The organism is Sphingobacterium sp. JUb20 (assembly GCF_004342035.1).
Classification (GTDB): domain Bacteria; phylum Bacteroidota; class Bacteroidia; order Sphingobacteriales; family Sphingobacteriaceae; genus Sphingobacterium; species Sphingobacterium anhuiense.
In genome coordinates, this window is record NZ_SLYV01000006.1 from 147,585 (window position 1) to 164,543 (window position 16,959).

15 protein-coding genes are annotated in these 16,959 nt (G+C 36.3%); 10 read left to right on the forward strand and 5 right to left on the reverse strand.

Annotated elements, in window-relative coordinates:
* Positions 1–4: 4 nt before the first annotated feature.
* Together EDF66_RS11705 and EDF66_RS11710 are read right to left on the reverse strand one after the other, a co-directional pair.
* Positions 5–1,036 carry a FecCD family ABC transporter permease gene (locus tag EDF66_RS11705; RefSeq protein ID WP_132842827.1) on the reverse strand — a complete coding sequence of 344 codons (1,032 nt, stop codon included), beginning with the start codon at positions 1,034–1,036 and terminating at the stop codon, positions 5–7.
* A 5-nt stretch (positions 1,037–1,041) separates the two neighbouring features.
* Positions 1,042–1,902, reverse strand: coding sequence for a hemin ABC transporter substrate-binding protein (locus tag EDF66_RS11710; RefSeq protein ID WP_132842828.1), 861 nt, complete (start codon positions 1,900–1,902; stop codon positions 1,042–1,044).
* 299 nt (positions 1,903–2,201) lie between these two features.
* Between EDF66_RS11710 and EDF66_RS11715 the strand changes: the two genes are divergently transcribed.
* The 10 genes from EDF66_RS11715 to EDF66_RS11760 all read left to right on the forward strand — a co-directional run bounded on the left by EDF66_RS11715 (position 2,202) and on the right by EDF66_RS11760 (position 13,416).
* On the forward strand, positions 2,202–4,580 hold the full coding sequence (locus EDF66_RS11715) for a TonB-dependent receptor (RefSeq protein ID WP_310438266.1): 2,379 nt from the start codon (positions 2,202–2,204) through the stop codon (positions 4,578–4,580).
* A 105-nt stretch (positions 4,581–4,685) separates the two neighbouring features.
* Positions 4,686–5,441: an HmuY family protein gene (locus tag EDF66_RS11720; protein ID WP_132842832.1), complete on the forward strand. Its 756-nt coding sequence runs from the start codon at positions 4,686–4,688 to the stop codon at positions 5,439–5,441.
* A 449-nt stretch (positions 5,442–5,890) separates the two neighbouring features.
* Positions 5,891–6,628, forward strand: a complete 738-nt coding sequence (locus EDF66_RS11725) for an HmuY family protein (RefSeq protein ID WP_132842833.1) — start codon at positions 5,891–5,893, stop codon at positions 6,626–6,628.
* A gap of 43 nt (positions 6,629–6,671) precedes the next feature.
* A complete protein-coding gene (locus tag EDF66_RS11730; RefSeq protein WP_243656037.1) occupies positions 6,672–7,658 on the forward strand; it encodes a hypothetical protein in 987 nt (328 codons plus the stop codon).
* Between the two features lie 63 nt (positions 7,659–7,721).
* The gene (locus EDF66_RS11735; RefSeq protein ID WP_132842837.1) at positions 7,722–8,291 is read left to right on the forward strand and encodes a hypothetical protein; all 570 of its coding nucleotides are present in this window, start codon (positions 7,722–7,724) and stop codon (positions 8,289–8,291) included.
* Positions 8,292–8,408: 117 nt separating this feature from the next.
* Positions 8,409–8,978 (forward strand): hypothetical protein, encoded by a 570-nt coding sequence (locus EDF66_RS11740; RefSeq protein ID WP_132770869.1) that lies wholly within the window; start codon positions 8,409–8,411, stop codon positions 8,976–8,978.
* A gap of 70 nt (positions 8,979–9,048) precedes the next feature.
* A complete protein-coding gene (locus EDF66_RS11745) occupies positions 9,049–10,017 on the forward strand; it encodes a hypothetical protein (RefSeq protein WP_132770870.1) in 969 nt (322 codons plus the stop codon).
* A 32-nt stretch (positions 10,018–10,049) separates the two neighbouring features.
* Positions 10,050–11,168 (forward strand): cytochrome-c peroxidase, encoded by a 1,119-nt coding sequence (locus EDF66_RS11750; protein WP_132842838.1) that lies wholly within the window; start codon positions 10,050–10,052, stop codon positions 11,166–11,168.
* Positions 11,169–11,450: 282 nt separating this feature from the next.
* Positions 11,451–12,731, forward strand: a complete 1,281-nt coding sequence (locus tag EDF66_RS11755) for a S41 family peptidase (RefSeq protein WP_165902427.1) — start codon at positions 11,451–11,453, stop codon at positions 12,729–12,731.
* Between the two features lie 121 nt (positions 12,732–12,852).
* On the forward strand, positions 12,853–13,416 hold the full coding sequence (locus tag EDF66_RS11760) for a biliverdin-producing heme oxygenase (RefSeq protein ID WP_132842840.1): 564 nt from the start codon (positions 12,853–12,855) through the stop codon (positions 13,414–13,416).
* Positions 13,417–13,687: 271 nt separating this feature from the next.
* Here the strand turns inward: EDF66_RS11760 and EDF66_RS11770 are convergent, their stop codons facing one another.
* The 3 genes from EDF66_RS11770 to EDF66_RS11780 all read right to left on the reverse strand — a co-directional run bounded on the left by EDF66_RS11770 (position 13,688) and on the right by EDF66_RS11780 (position 16,785).
* Complete coding sequence (locus EDF66_RS11770; protein ID WP_207898616.1) at positions 13,688–15,193, reverse strand: polysaccharide biosynthesis C-terminal domain-containing protein; 1,506 nt, start codon at positions 15,191–15,193, stop codon at positions 13,688–13,690.
* A gap of 156 nt (positions 15,194–15,349) precedes the next feature.
* Positions 15,350–15,790, reverse strand: coding sequence for a hypothetical protein (locus EDF66_RS11775; RefSeq protein WP_132842843.1), 441 nt, complete (start codon positions 15,788–15,790; stop codon positions 15,350–15,352).
* An 86-nt stretch (positions 15,791–15,876) separates the two neighbouring features.
* A complete protein-coding gene (locus EDF66_RS11780) occupies positions 15,877–16,785 on the reverse strand; it encodes an NAD(P)/FAD-dependent oxidoreductase (RefSeq protein WP_132842844.1) in 909 nt (302 codons plus the stop codon).
* Positions 16,786–16,959: the final 174 nt, after the last annotated feature.

The following is a 16,959-nucleotide window of genomic DNA, read 5'->3' on the forward strand; positions in this document are numbered from 1 at the left end:
CTAATTATTTTTCCTTTATCAAAATATATAAAAACAAAGGAGTTCCCAATAGGGCGGTGATCACGCCAATTGGAAGCTCTATTGGAGCAACCGAAACCCGCGCTATAACATCTGCTAGCGTCAACACCAAAGCGCCAAACAGCAACGATCCAGGTAAAACAAATCGATGATCTGCCCCACCCATAAGACGAATAATATGAGGAACAATCAAGCCTACAAAACCGATAATGCCTGAAACTGCTACAGAAGCCCCTACAGCTAAAGTTGAAAGGACTACAACCCATCTTTTGATACGGTCGGTTTGTACACCTAATAAATCGGCCTGCATTTCACCGAGAGCGAACGCATTTAATGACTTTCCAAAAAAAGGTAAACAGATTAAGGGAATAATTATAAACGGAGCAACTGCCAACAAATTTTCCCAAGTAGCTCCTCCCAGACTACCAAGCAACCAAAATGTAATGGTACGTAATTGCTGCTCGGTCGAGACATAGGTCATCAAGCCCGTAAGTGCTCCTGCAAAAGCATTAATTGCAATTCCAGCCAATAACATGGTTGTTACGGATGGCTTACCATTTTTACTAGCTATACGATAAACCAAAAATGCTGTTAAACCTGCACCTGCAAACGCTCCAAAAGCTAACACATAGTAACCGATCCAAGCTGAAATTGAGGTGAAAACCAGTGCTTCAAAAGCAATGATCATGACCGCAAATAACGATGCGCCAGATGATATACCGATGAGTCCGGGTTCTGCTAATGGATTACGAAATATTCCCTGGATAGCTGCACCAGAGATACCTAATGCTGCACCTACAAGTATTCCCAGCAATAAGCGTGGTAATCGAATTTCAAAAATGACATCCTCATGCATACTGTTGATGGGTGTTGCTGATGCTAAATGCGTTTTTTGCATCAACAAGGAAAAAATATCTTTGGGGGGAATAAAATAAGCCCCTAATCCCAAGGAAATTATACACACGACAATTAAAATTGATACAAGTGCCAGTAAAATTAGCTTCTGTCTTTTATACACATCGATTACTTTGAATCCATTATTCTTACAAAACCTCGGTGCAATTCCAAAATTGCGTCAGGTAGCCGATTACTAAAATTGACTAATAAAGAAGCATTCATTGTAAGAATACGTTTATTTTTTCCTGCATTGGTAATTCTCATACCGGGTAACTTCAAAATCGCTTCTTCACCTCCTAAGCTACTTGCTCCAAAATCAAACAGCAATATAATATCAGGATTAGCTTGTACCAGAGCTTCCGTCGTATAAGGTTTAAAATCAGAAAACTCTTGAATAGCATTCTTTCCTCCAGCTAAATGGATGATTGCATCTAAACTACTCCCCTTACCGGCGACACTCATAGTGCCCGTACCGCGTGCATAAATAAAAAGAACTTTTGGAGGAATTTTACCCTTATTTTCACTTTTAACCACTTCAGTAATACGGTTCAGACTTAACTTTGTTTGGGATACCACTCCTTTTCCGAGCTCAGGTTGACTAATGGCATCAGCCACTTGTTGGATATAATTTAAAGCGCCTGGAATTGTATAGTTGGGTTTTAAGGCTATATATTTTACACCAGCTGCGCGTACTTGTCGAATGATTGCTGCAGGAACTTCACCTTCATTTGCTAAGATGATATTCGGTTCAAACGAAAGTAATCCTTCTGCTGAAACTGAACGATTTTTACTTACACGTGGCAAAGCTGCGGCAGCCATAGGTGAGACACTGGTCACGTCGGTAGCAACAACACGATTTCCCACACCTAATCCAAATATCGTCTCAGTAATGGAACTGTTCAATGTAATAATCCGTTGCTGTGCATGTACGCTAAAAGGCAAACATGTGAAACAATGGATTATTATAATAAAGCAAAATCTACTCATTCTTTTTTCTTTAATTCAAGTTAAACGCATCATGACAGGAAAACTTATCTAACGCTTTTCAACACAAAACAAATCAATAATCAGTCTAAATACAAATTAATTTAAATTTACCTTTTGCTTGTACTTTAGATAAAAACAAGTCAAACACCACTATAAATCAGTCAAATACATCAATTAAAAAATTATTATAGGATATAATCAAATCGAATTAAATAGAATTAATGCCAGTTTTCATAGAGAAAAGTTCAATTCAATTGCCTTTTTTTGTAATATTATTTAGATTGATTAAAAATAACCTAGTGTTTACAACAAGATCCTTACTACGAATAAGTTCTCTCCTGATATTTTGTGCATGCAACTTAATAGTAGCTCATGCCCAAGATAAATTACAGATTAGTGGCACTGTAAAAAACGAATCTAACAAAGCGATACCAAACGTAACGGTTTATTTATATCCTGATAAAAAGGCTATAAGGACAGACACTTCGGGCCATTTCTATTTTAAGCAGCTTTATGCAGGTAGCTATGATTTAGAAGTTCAAGCTCTTGGCTATAAGAAGTTCCAACGAACCATTGATCTAGAAAATAAAAAACAACATCTGAACATTGTATTGGAGACCGATAACCGCCATATTGATGAGGTACAAGTAAACCGTAAACTGGAAGCGGTAGACAATCTTATTAAAGCGGAAAATGCAGCTATGCCTGTTAAGATTATTACCAAACGTGAAATCGAATTGATGGGTAGTCGCCGACTGGATGAAGTACTGAAAGAACAAACAGGGATAGCCATAGTCAATGACATTGCTGGGGGATCAAGAGCTGTCGGCGTACAGATACAGGGTTTTAGTAGCAACTATGTGATGGTATTGGTCGATGGACAGCCCATGTTGGGGAGAAACAGTGGAAATTTTGATCTATCAAGAATTTCAGTTACAAATATAGAACGAATAGAAATTATTAAAGGGGCTTCATCTTGTCTCTATGGCAGCGATGCTTTAGGCGGTGCTATTAATATCATTACACGACATGGTGCAGTGACGCCACAGCTACACAGTTCATTTCTATATGGCACATTAAATACGGTAGATGCAACTTTAGAAGCTGAAACACCTTTTGACAATCAACGTGGAAGTATTGTTTTATCCGGGAACTACTACCGGACTGATGGATTTAATACCGACAAAAACTATCTGCAGTCAAATAGTACCACTTATCCCCCATATACCAATTACAGTTTTCAAGGACGCACACGTTATCGTATCAGTAAAAATGGAACAATGGGTATTACGGCGAGGTATGCTGGCCGAGTATCAAAGATGATCAATGCCTGGTCTGAACAGACCATATTGAAAGATACCCAGAAAGATCAGGACATCAACATAGCAGCAAGTTATGATCATAACTTTGAATCAGGGATTCGGAGTATGTCTCGCTATTATTATTCTCGTTTTCACTCAGAAATTGCGGCACAGTGGCTACAACAAGGAGTATTGGCCGGCGCTGAAGAATTTGGTCAAGATGTACATCGCATAGAACAACAATTTGCTTATAGTCCAATTACAAAACTAAAATTTACTGCCGGTATCGGTGGAAGTCTAGAGGTAATGGATGATCAAAAACTGGATGCTAAAAGATCGCTAAATACCGGTTTTGTATACCTACAGACCGAATGGAAACCGGTTGACAGGCTACTGACCACATTGGGACTACGCTATGACCAAACGAATGTATATAATGGTCGTCTCAGCCCAAGTCTTGGTTTACAATACCATATTAATTCAACTCTTGTTGCCAAAGCAGGTTTTGGGGCAGGATTTAAAGCTCCTGATTACAAAATGCGTTATCAGGTATTCTACAATCCAGCGGCAAACTATATGGTAGTTGGTACTGAACGCGTGGCAGATGTTATTTCAGCAATGGATGTGGCTGGTGAATTGAGCTATAAAAACAGTTATATGTTGAATTTAGTCGCAGGAAATCTAAAAGCGGAAACTAGTCTGTCTAATAATATTGGTTTAACATGGAATGCTAGTCAAAAAATTCAAGCTGATATTTCCGTATTTTATCATCGCATCAATAATCAGATCAATACGGTCAGTGTCGGGAATGGGACGAATGTTGCTCAGATCTACAGTTACCGCAATCTGCCGAAGGCGATGAACAAAGGTTTCGAAACTTCAATTACTTATCAAGCAAACAAAGTTTTACAGTTCTCTGTAGGCTATCAATATTTAATAGCAAAAGATTTAAGTGTCTTAGACAGTATAGCAAGCGGAAACTTTCCCTACAATCAAATCAATAATCCTGAAACAGGAGAATATCGACAAAGTAAAAAATCAGACTATTGGGGTATTGAAGATAGATCAAGACACATGATCAATTTTAAAACCCAGTACGCATATAAACCTTGGGATATGAATATCAATGCAAGAATTAATTTCAGAGGAAATACGCCATTTCAAGAATACAATGGAAATCAATTCATAGACAAGAATGATATTTTCATTCCATACCATACGCTTTTAAATATGACCGTTGAAAAAAGTCTGATGAAAGGAAAACTCACTTTTCGTCTCATTGGAGATAATCTGTTTAATTTTACTAGCCGCTATTTACTCGGACAACCAGGTCGTGTCATCATGGGTGGACTGAGTTATCGTTGGATCAAAGAATAAATTTTCCAAAACCACATAACATGTAGACATAGGAGAACTGCAATTAAGTTTTAAATGCTAGCTAGCTCTCCTTTCAAGATGTTTTATAATTAAAATTGCTACAAAATGAATACGATAAAACTAATAATAGCTGAATGCAGCATATTGATTTCTTTTCATAAAATAGGTCGTTGTATTTTCTCTACAGTTATCGTATTTCTTATTGCCTCATGTGGCAAGGATAAGGAATACAATATTGTACTTGAAGATGGTAAGAGTATCGTCATTAAAGATCTTGCAGGGGATACCGATGCTTCTATGGGGGATGGTACAGAAGGTAAAGAAAAGCGCAACTTTTATACTTTTCTATTTCGTTTCAAGGATCAGAAACAAATTTGGATTAAGACAAAAGCAGATTCGACTCAATGGCTGAAAACGAAAGATTGGGACTTAGCTTTTACTGGCCCCTATAATTCTGAAGTTTTTGTCAACAATTCGCAATACCAATATAATCCAGGATATCAAGGAGAAGCAAATAATACCGCAGTCATCTTAATTAAACAGCCCTATCAAAGTATCACCGTCGCACCTTCGGATGACGAATTTAATAAAAGTGAAGTTAACAAAATCGGATGGGCATCATCAGAAGGTTCAGATGGGTGGTTTCGTTATAGCCTGAACAATCACATTATGCAAGCGCTACCTAACAGAACATATGTCATTCGACTTCCTGATGGAAAATATGCTAAGTTACAACTTATCAATGCCTACAAAGGCAATCCATTTGCCGTTACAAATATGAACTGGCCAGCTCCCTATTATACATTCAAATACTATGTACAAGAGGATGGTAGTAAGGCGTTAAACACAAACACGCTCTAAAAAATGAAAATTAATTATCCGTTAATAGTATATTCTGCCATAAATTTTATCAAATAATATTTATGGTAAAGTAATTTTCATAGATGCTGATCATATCATAAAAATAAAAACGCAATTATACCATAGTGTATTAATGAGTAAATGATTCCAAATCTCTTAATAATCCACAGGCTAGTGATTATCCTTAAAAAAATATTAAACTTCTAATTAATAGCTATTTAACAAGAAGTATTTGTTGATTATTACAACTAACAAATAAGCTTAAAAGCTAAACTCTAAAAAGCAAAAAGCATAGATTAAATATCATTTTTAATATACAATGGATAAGCTAAACTCATTACCTTTACTATTATTTAGAATTAATATAAATAAAGATAGCAATCAAATAACCTGATCATATAACCACAGGAATAATTGAAATTATAGTATTACAATATATAACACTAAAAATGAAAATAACAACAAGCAATAACCTCTTAAAATTCATCGCAATATTTGTTTTTTTAACACTACTAGGGGCCTGCAGCAAAAGCGATCCTAAAATAGAACCAGAACCTAATCCAGAAATTTCAGAAGGAATGTTCAATCGCTTAATTTCAGTAAAGAACTTTGGAGAGGACTTACCAACGGGAACTTTACCCACAACGAAGCAATCGCCTATATATTATAGTTTAGAACAGAATAAGGCTATTACGCCAGATTATAGGCTGACAACACGTTGGGATATTTCTTTCGCAGAGATATACAGGAGTTTTGTCAATTGCAATAATAGTTCAAATGGATACGGAGTAGGTGGACCTGGTAAAGGTGGAATTTACCTAGTCAAGAAAAAATTTGAAGATGTTATAGATATTCCCTCCGATGCTGAATTCCGTAGAGGAGAAAAGGCCTATGGAACAGATGACTCTGGAACTTTTGGAGAAGGTCTGGGATGGTATCTATATGATTTTGGTGGAGACATCAAAGGTGGTGGAGCCGAAAACAAAAAGCATGTTTGTTATCCAATTGAAGGGCATACCTTGGTAGTACGCACAGCTAATGGCAATTATGCAAAAATCAAAATTCAGAGCATCTACAAAGACTTATTAGATCCAAAAGATTGGTATAAAACTTCACCCACACCATTCTTTACTTTCCAATATGTATTAGTGAAATCCGGGAGTACCAAATTTGAAATCAAGAATTAAATAATAATATCCATAAAATACGATAGTTCAATATTTAGATAAAATGAAAAGAATATACACTTTTATAAGCATACTATTCCTAGGGTTACTGTTTAGTAACTGTACTAAAACGGAGGATCTGCCTTTACTTCCCAGCGACAAAATACTGGAATATAAGGTGACCAACCTCCCGAATGACGATGTTATCTATGGTGCTATAGATAATGGGGAAAATACCATAACGGTTTACTTACCCTATTATTATGGATTATTAGTAATTGATCCTACAATCCAGGTATCATCTGGAGCCAAAATCGTGGAAGAGATTCTGCCCGTTAAAACGGATGAAAAGGATAAAACATATACTGTAAAATCCGCAACAGGAACAGCACGTACTTACAAATTAAAGATTGAATTACAAAGTACACCTTCTTTTGAAGCGGCTTTTGCATCAACATCTTCCATTGCGCTGACACAAGGACCAGGAACCGCTTTCCCTGCAATAAACGGAACTTTCATGCATACAAACTCTACTCTAGTCAGTATAGTACTCATCAACCAAGAGACGAAGCAACGTGTTCAGATGCCAACGCCGAATAGTTTAAAAGTTTCTCCTTTAGGATATCAACTATCTTATTCTGGCACAGAACGGGAAAATCGTATTCCTTCGGATATCCTAGCGGGCATATACGATGTCGAAGTGACCAATCTTAATCATACCATTAAATTAGCCAATCCGCTCAAGATTACTTATCGACAACCAGATGTGGCTTTAACATTATCAGGTTTAAAACTAGCTAAAAACACGGATTGGACAATCAAAGCCTATTTAAGCAAAGTAATACTTGATCCTACAGCAGTTATTATGACACTTAATGGCAAAGATTATCCGCTTACAATCAAATCCCATACCCGTAGCGAAATGCAGGTTTCGTTACCGGCAAACCTTCCAACAGGGAATTTCGAAAATGTTCAGATCAAATTCCAGTTCAAAGACTGGACTGATATCGTGAAAACACAACAAAATTCAAGTACGATAACAGAATCATAAATATGCATTCACAGTATGCCAAGGTGGCATCAACATTAAAAAAATAAAAAACAGGAGGTCAACGTGAAATTAAACATTAAAACAATCTTACAATCAGCAATGGCTGTAACAGTGCTTTCGGCAACAGTGTGGGCAACAACTCCAAAAACAGAACAGGCTACAGCTGCTTTGCCTCTTACTCAAACAAAAGCAAATACCAACTTCACCGTAATAGGTCAATGGTGGACTCCTTCAGATGTTGCAAACTGGCCTGTTATTTATTTAGATCTTACTACAGGTAACCAAAGCTTAAGTAATGGTGGACAAATCATATTATCCCGTTTTGTCAATGCAACTATTCGTGCCAATGCAGGTTTCGAAATTAGAACAGTAATGGCAGACATGTCGGCTGTTTCGGCATCTGATTGGTCTGCTGCTAATGTAGTAACATCACTAGAAAAAAACGAGTGGTATGAATTTGATTTATCAACAATTAGCATCCTACCAATTCAACCAATTACTGTAATGGTTGGCAACAGTTCTGGAGCGTTGTATGCATTAACTCTAAATAGCTTCAATGATATACAACAAAAAATAGTTAATGGCCAAATTCAAATGAAAACTGATCTAAACATTGAATATAAAGTTTTATAAAAAACTTTATATTATTAAAATGTATTTTTCAAACATATGGTTTAAATAGTAATAACATGCATTCACAGTATGCCAAGGTGGCATCAATATTAAATAAATAAAAAACAGGAGGTCAACATGAAATTAAACATTAAAACAATCTTACAATCGGCAATGGCCGTAACAGTGCTATCGGCAGCGGTATGGGCAGCAGCGCCAACAACAGAACAAGTAACAGCGCCTTTGGCACTTACTCAGACAAAAGCGAATACGAGCTTGACGATCAATGGTCAATGGTGGAGTCCAAGAAATGCAGCAAACTGGCCTGCTGTTTATGTAGATTTTACAACAGGTTCTCAAAGTCTAGGTAACAGTGGACAGGTTGCATTCTTTAGCCATGTCAACGGATCGATCAAAGCCAATGCTGGTTATGAAATCAGAACAGTAGCTGCGGACATCTCGGCTGTTTCTGCATCCAATTGGAGTACCGCTACACCAGTAACATCACTAGGAAGTGGTACTTGGTATGATTACGATTTATCAACCAATGCAAATGAGGCAATTCAACCATTAACTGTTTTGGTAGGTAATTCTTCAGGTGCCTTATATGCCGTAAAACTCAATAACTTCAGCAATGTAGGTCAACAAACAGTTGCTGGTCAATTGCAGGTAAAGGCCGATGCTAATATCGAATATAAAGCGCTTTAAACAACAATAATTTCTTAAAAGATGTCGCAACCGGTGAATGGGTTGCGATATCTTTTTATAAAAAAAAATCATGCTACTTTCAATATCTAAAAAACAAATACGTACATTCCAATTGTTGGCTATTTTCATGCTGACTATGGTATCTTGGTCTTGCAAAAAAGAAACCCCCAATCTACCATATAACGAAATCGAATCGTTTAGCATCAAAGATGCCTCGGGCAAGACCTTGTCGGCAAGTATTGTGGAAGACCGTATTATCCTATACTGGCCACCGCTGGTGGACCAACCAGAAAGCATCACACCGACCGTAAAGATTTCTGACCTAGCCACTGTGACTCCTGCTTCGGGTACGCCAATACAATTAAAGTCTGACAAACCCATTATCTATACCGTAAGAGCACAGGATGGTTCCAGCAAAAACTATACATTATCTTTTCAAGTCAACCAACCCTTATTACAGGTGAAAATTAACTTCCTTTCGCCTTATCGTCTCTATTTACCAGGAACAAACCCATTTGTTTTAGTTGGAGAAAACATTATACCAAACGAAGCTCAAACTAAAGGGTATATCGTAGATAATGATGGTAAAGAAACCTTACTTTCTTTTAACCAGCCCCCAAGCACTTTCGCAGTTAATTTTACTCGTCCAGATGATCTTAAGCCTGGCACATATCGCCTGAAATTGGTATCGGGTCGTTATACTGTATTAACTGATCCCTTCGATGTATTGTTACCCGAGTTCTACAACTTAATCAAATTGGGCAACTACACCGTAAAAAAAGGAGAAAATCTGGTGATGCCGATTGCAAATAAATCAATTTATGAATTATTCTTCAAAGCAGATTTTGATCATTTTATTGCTATTGATAACCTCAACAACACCTACAAATTAAACAATGCAATATTTGACGTAGCAAAAATGACTGTTACAATACCGATACCAACAACTATACAAGGTAACCAGTTAACAAGATTGAAAATAATAGATAAATCTGACAAAGTAATGACTGAATACGAACAGTCCATTACATTAAATTAACATCTTATAATAAAGCTTTTTTGATGTTGTTAATGAACTTATACTTGCCAAAACAGGTAATCCTTGCAACTTTACTAACCACTTTTTTATACAGCTGTAGTAAGGGTAAGTCATCGCCGGAGGAGCCGACAATTACACCTACCCCAGAAGAAACGCTACGAGAAAAATACAGTAAAAGTAGCGCACAGTGGCCAGTCGCAGAATGGTATAAAAATATTGAGATACGAGAACTAGCAGCATTGCCCAAAAATCCTTCAAATGATAAGGTTGAGCTTATTGCTTTGGGAAAAGCGCTTTTTTTTGATCCCCGTACAGGTAATGGCTTGAAGACCTGTGCTTCGTGCCATAATCCGGACACCTACTGGATCGATCAGAAAACAACAGCTGATGGTATAGCTTTACATCACCGTAACACACCATCCATGGAAAATGTCTGGTACTTGGAAGGGAATCTCTTTCACGATGGGCGTGCGAAAACCTATCGTGAACAAATCGCAGAAGCTATCAATTCTCCAATTGAAATGGGTGGAAATACGAGTTCTTTATCTTCCAAACTAATGTCCATACCTGGTTATGTAGATCTATATGAATCGGCTTATAATAATAAGAATATGACAATAGAGGGGTTACTTGATGCAATTGCTGCTTATTCTAGATCCATTAATAGTGGACAAACCGCATTTGATCGGTTTGTCCAAGGTGAATATAAAGCTTTAAATGACCAACAATTGGAAGGGTTGCATCTATTTCGTACGAAAGGAAAGTGTATTAATTGTCACAACGGCCCGTATTTTACAGACTTAGATTTTCACAATCTCGGATATGCCGTAACGAACAAAGGTGCATTGGACAACGGACGTTTTGAGTCTTCTAAATTAGAAATTGACAAAGGTAAGTTTCGTACACCCGGATTACGGAACATTTCAAATACTGCACCATATATGCACAATGGTAGTATTGCTACTTTGAGTGAATTAGTCAACTTACTAAGCCAAGGAATGCCTCAAAAGACTGATCAGCAGATTAATGGCATATTATCACCACATATACAGAATTTAAGACTCAGCAGTAAAGAGCAGGAAAATATCATTATCTTTCTATCAAGCTTATCAAGTGAACCGATAAAAACTGAAAGACCAATATTGCCGTAACAAAAAAATCCCAAAGGAGGTCGCCTTTGGGATCTTTGAGCATCCAAAGATGTGGAAGCATCAATATTAAATAAATTGGTACAAAAATAGAAATTTAAAAGGAAAAATAAAGTTAAAAAAAACTAAAGATTGATTAACTTCTCATTTATAGCCAGTGGGACAGCAAAATTAAATCAATTGATTCTCAAGCGGATTCAACATCAGTAGTATAAAGTCTATTTGGCGTAAAAGAATCATTTAAGTAAATATATGGGCAAATCAACTAAATTTATTAGGAAACAAATGAAACTATTGGGTCATGCCGCTCCTATTGGTATTTGTTTATTATTACTCTTAAGTGCCTGTAGAGACCATGGAAATAAAACTATAACACAAGATGAGAGGCTAAGTCCTGACATTGGAACAAAAAAAGAACTGATTCTCGATTCAATTTTTTTGTATGCTCAACAATTATACCGGTGGCAGGAATCACTTCCCTCCTATACAGATTTTACTCCTCGTAAGAAGTTTGGAAGCATTAGTCCCGAACAGACTGCTTATGAACGTGAGCTTTTCGCAATAAGTCAATACTCATTGGCCCATAATGGCAAACCATATGAATGGTCTCCAATTGAAGGAAAACCCAAATATTCGTATCTTGAGCGCCGTAGAAACACAAAAAAAAGTAGCGGGCATCTTGCAAGCATGGAGCACCAATATAAATATGCTACACACCTGTCCTATTGGACTTCAGGTAAAAAATACATAGCCTACCTTTACATTGCTTCATTTCCCGAATTAGCTATCGTTAAGACAGAACTCGATAGACTTTTTAAAGAGCTTTCGAATAAACAAGTAACTCATCTGATTTTAGATCTTCGTCACAATGGCGGCGGATATGTTGAGACAGCGGAATATTTGGCCAATTTGATTGTACCTCAAAAACTGGATGGGAAAATCATGTTCAGTGAACAATTTCATCCGAATGTCCAAAATGGCAAGGCTACTCTTTTAGGTAAACAACCCTATTTAGATGCAAATGGAAATCCTGTACAATATAAAGGCCGTTCCGCAACTTTGGCCGATGTAGACTATAGTGAAAAAGCCAATACACATTATTTCGTCAAGAAAGGAGTATTCAACACATTACAACACTTATCATTTATTGTATCCGGACGTACCGCATCAGCTAGTGAACTTCTTATTAGTAGTTTTAAACCTTACTTTCCGGTGAGACTTATTGGTCAGAAAACTTTTGGAAAGCCAGTAGGATTTTTCTCTCTTAAAATTGATGCTTTCGACATTTATTTTGCATCATTCCTGATTCGTAATGCTAATGGTTGGTCGGACTATTTTGATGGAATGTCTGTCGATATTTCCCTAGCCACCCCAAAAACAGACCTACATATAGGTAATCCGAAGGAGCCTTGGCTAGCATCTACACTGCAAGACATTGTTTCTATTACAGACTCTAAGCTGGAAAAAGGTGTTGATAATATTAAAGATAATCCTCCTTTCGTCTTTTGGCCAGAAACAATAGGTGAGAATCTGCTGTTTAAAACAAATTTTCAATTAAAAAACTAAAAAAATTATGTACAATTTAATTCAGATCGTTTTTCATAGATGATAAATCATTATACAGCATAAAGGTTTTAAAATAAATACGAATATTTGTATAGAATAATTATAACTAAATACTAGAAAAATGCTTAGTCAACATATTAAAGAGCAAACACATGCTGCTCACCAAAACGTAGAAGGTACAATCGTACGTCAATTAAAAAGTATTCGTTCAGATGCAGATTACGCAAAGGTTCTAAAAGGTTTTTATGCCTATTTCCGTGCTGTTGAAGATCGTATTGCACCTTTTGTAACTTCGGATATTTTGCCCGATCTAGCAGATCGTCGTAATTCTTCTTATATAAAAAAAGATATCGAAGCATTGGGCGGAAGTGTAGAAAATCTTCCAGAAGCTAATGCTCCTCTAGTTAACAATGTGTTAGAAGCCCTAAGCTCACTTTATGTTCTTGAGGGATCCATTATGGGGGGGCCATACATTGTGCAGATGCTGAATAAATATGGAATCACTAAAGGCACTTCGTTTTTTGAAGGGTATGGTGAAAACAGTCGTGAAATGTGGGCAGGATTTACGACTGTCTTAAATAAACATGCCGAAGATCCTGCAAGTTATGAGCTTGCGACAGAGAAGGCAAATCAAACTTTCTACAATTTTGGAAACGTATTTTCCCCAATTGTAAATGTAAACTAAAACACAGCATTATTGTTTATATTTACGAATGGAGCAAAAAAATGATAAAACAAAATGGTTAAAACGCTTAGGCGTAGGCGCTTTTCTCTTTTTCCTTTTTAAAGGTTTAATTTGGTTAGCGGTATTCTTCTTTGCCGCAAAATCTTGTAACTGGTCGTTCTAAACAAAACCTGCTCATATCATTTAATGATACATGTTAGTCTCGATTTTTTATTGGGACTAACAAATTATAAATTTTTGTGAATAGTGAGTCTGGCTAATAATTACCAGATTAAATATACTTGCCTATTAATGGTATATTTTTTAATTCCTTCCTCTCCATTTTTACTATAAAAAAAACATAAAGTATCATCAGAATAAAAGCAACAGGAATACGTAATAAAAGTTGCATATCTTGAGTCCAAGAATCGGAATATACATCAATGCTCCTTTTCATAAAGAAACATAGCAACATTGCCAATAGATATATTCCTATTTTTTTTACAGGATAGGGTATATAGTAATAATTTTGACCAATGAAATAAGTCACTAACATCATGCTCGCATAACAGATCAAGGTAGTCCATGCGGCTGCATACATGCCCCAATAGGGAATAAAAAAATAATTACCAACGAGCGTAATAACAGAACCAAATATCGTGATATACAAACCTATACGCATCCGATCAGTCAGTTTATACCATACTGAAAGATTGTAATATATTCCCAAGCATATGTTAGCACATAAAAGTATCGGTACGATGCCCAAACCGGAACGATAGGAAGCCCCGACCATATATTTCCAGACGTCAAGATATAAAGCAGAAAAAAGAAAAGCTAAAGAAAGTGTGATTACAAACCATTTCATCACATTTGCATACAGAGCTGGTGCATTTTTGTCTTTGGATTTATTGAAGAAAAATGGTTCTGCAGCCATTTTAAATGCTTGTATAAATAACGTAATAAAGATCGCTAATTTATAGTTTGCTGAATAAATCCCAACGACACTTTGCGCATCGACATCCTGTGGCAGCAATTTCGCCAGCATTTGCCGATCCATTACTTCGTTTATCATGCCCGCTAACCCAATAAAAATCATAGGAGCGCAATATTTAAAAAGCTGTTTCCAAAGACTGAAATTTATCTTAAACCTAAAACTCTTCCATTCTGAAAATAATAATAAGAATACAAAGAGATTTTGGAGCACATTTGCTAAGATTAAAAACCCTATCCGGTTATTATTAATGAACCAATGTACAATAGCATCATCCGGATGATGCACCGCATATTTGGGCAACCATATTAAGAAAAATAAAGTAAACAGTATATTGATAATAATACCAGATAATTTTACAAAAGCGTATCTTTTGGGACGGTTTTCCTGTCGTAGTTTAGCAAATGGAATAGCAGTTATTGCATCTAATCCAACCAGATAAAGACACCACAAAATGTATTCTGGATGTCCATCAAGCTTCATAAAATTGTTAATTGGAACAGTAAAAAAAGAAATAAACGTAATGAGTAATGCGGTACTGAGCAATATTGAACCAAACGCTGTTTGAAAAAGTGAGTGTCGGTCTACACCTTGTGTATTTGAAAAACGAAAATACCCCGTTTCAAAACCATAGGTAAATATAATGTTGGCTACAGCAATCCAAGAATACAATAAACTGTAACCACCATAATCTCGTACACCTGAAGAATCTATCATCAGGTAAGTAAGAATAGGTGTCAGTAAATAGTTTAGAAATTTTGCTCCAATGTTACTTACACCATACCACAGGGTTTGTCCTGCCAATTGTTTTATAGCCGTCAATAAATTATAGATTTTGACACAATATTAGTGAAACTTTCTTAATTGCTATAATACAAAACGAAAGCATATGGTAAGATAAAAAGCTGGACTAATACTAACAATAATCAACTATTGGCCACGCCATTTAAAGTAAAGATCTTATTTTGACAGCCCATTTATAATTCGCACCTGATAAGCTCCGTTATAATGATCACCAACCATAAGATTCTCACTAACCGTAATATAATATTGGCCTGTGTCTTTAAATCGATATTCCAGGACTTTTCCGAATGGACCATCAGCACTCCCGTTTGGAGAAAAAAGCTGACCAATACGGATATTTGCCGTATTGGTTGGACTTTCAAGTATAATATGAGCGGAATCCGGTTTATGGACAGATATAAAAATAGTGTCTGTAATACCTGATTTTTTCTCCATTTTATGAGTAAGACCTCCCTCTAAAAAAGTAATTCCGGACTGCCGATGCAATTCGGTATCCTGAGACTTGTCTTTCACAGCTGGCCTCTGATGAGAGGTATTTGGTTGGCATGCAACAAAAGTGAGAAATATAAAAGAAGTAATGACGAACAATCTAGACATAGTTTTATTATTATAAACAAATAAGAGAATAAAATAGTTTACACCCAATTATTTGGTTAAAGTAAATCGTCCTTTAAGATTCATCATCAAAACTCTTCCTGTGTTAATTCCATATTGACCATCGCTCCAGCTGTATTTCCAGTACTTACAGCACTTGCTACGGAGCGCATCATTGTGGTGGAGTCACCACAGGCAAAAACACCTGGAATATTGGTTTTCTGAAAACTATCAACTTTGATATGCCCAGCCTCAGTAAGCTCACATCCCAAACTCACCGGCAGGTCTAAATGCTGCACGAAGGGAACTGGAGCATACACAGCATCAAAAGTTTCTGTTCGACCATCATCAAACACCAATTGCTTAACATATCCGTCTTTATGAACAATTTCTACTATTTCAGTTTCAATTATACCAATTTGATTTTTAGCTAATTTATCTTTTTGTTCTTCTTCAAAATTTGCGTCACCTCTTGTCAAAACCTGTAATTGATCAGTGAGATTATGAACTAATGAAGATAGATGGATTGCCTTATCCCCTTTTCCAATAATACCGGTTTTTTGATGTTTAAATTCATAACCGTGACAGTAAGGGCAATGAATAACTGAAATCCCCCAGCACGCAGAAAAACCCTTTATATCAGGAAAAATATCCTTAACTCCAGTTGCAAAAATAAGTTTCCTACCGATGTAAATATTCCCTTCTTCAGTACAGATCTCAAAACCTTCTGACGCAAACCTACCATCTGTCACGACACCATTTTCAAAAATAATGCTTTCATATTGCTCAACCTGTTGCTTTGCTATGGTAGCAATCTCCAAGGGTGTCTTACCATCTTGTGTCAAGAAATTATGGGAATGTGGCGTCTGTCGATTGCACGGAATTCCACTATCAATTACCAACACATCTCGCAAAGAACGTCCTAGTGCCATGGCTGCAGAAAGACCTGCATAGCTACCTCCAATAATGATGACATCATAAATTCTATTTTCTTTCATAATAAACCTTTAATACACCATCCAACAATTACTTTTGTGGGATGATGTATTAAAGGTAATAACTATTGCAACTTAATTGCAATAACATTGACAGATATTATTATTTCTTACTCTTTCATGACAGATGCATTTCTATCAAAATTTGGATGGATAAATTAACATGCCTACAAACCA

Coding starts and splice junctions, on each gene's coding strand:
- EDF66_RS11750 (WP_132842838.1), top strand. CDS start 10,050: ATGAACTTATACTTGCCAAAACAGGTAATCCTTGCAACTTTACTAACC.
- EDF66_RS11725 (WP_132842833.1), top strand. CDS start 5,891: ATGAAAATAACAACAAGCAATAACCTCTTAAAATTCATCGCAATATTT.
- EDF66_RS11740 (WP_132770869.1), top strand. CDS start 8,409: ATGAAATTAAACATTAAAACAATCTTACAATCGGCAATGGCCGTAACA.
- EDF66_RS11775 (WP_132842843.1), bottom strand. CDS start 15,790: ATGTCTAGATTGTTCGTCATTACTTCTTTTATATTTCTCACTTTTGTT.
- EDF66_RS11755 (WP_165902427.1), top strand. CDS start 11,451: ATGAAACTATTGGGTCATGCCGCTCCTATTGGTATTTGTTTATTATTA.
- EDF66_RS11720 (WP_132842832.1), top strand. CDS start 4,686: ATGAATACGATAAAACTAATAATAGCTGAATGCAGCATATTGATTTCT.
- EDF66_RS11745 (WP_132770870.1), top strand. CDS start 9,049: ATGCTACTTTCAATATCTAAAAAACAAATACGTACATTCCAATTGTTG.
- EDF66_RS11780 (WP_132842844.1), bottom strand. CDS start 16,785: ATGAAAGAAAATAGAATTTATGATGTCATCATTATTGGAGGTAGCTAT.
- EDF66_RS11730 (WP_243656037.1), top strand. CDS start 6,672: ATGAAAAGAATATACACTTTTATAAGCATACTATTCCTAGGGTTACTG.
- EDF66_RS11760 (WP_132842840.1), top strand. CDS start 12,853: ATGCTTAGTCAACATATTAAAGAGCAAACACATGCTGCTCACCAAAAC.
- EDF66_RS11710 (WP_132842828.1), bottom strand. CDS start 1,902: ATGAGTAGATTTTGCTTTATTATAATAATCCATTGTTTCACATGTTTG.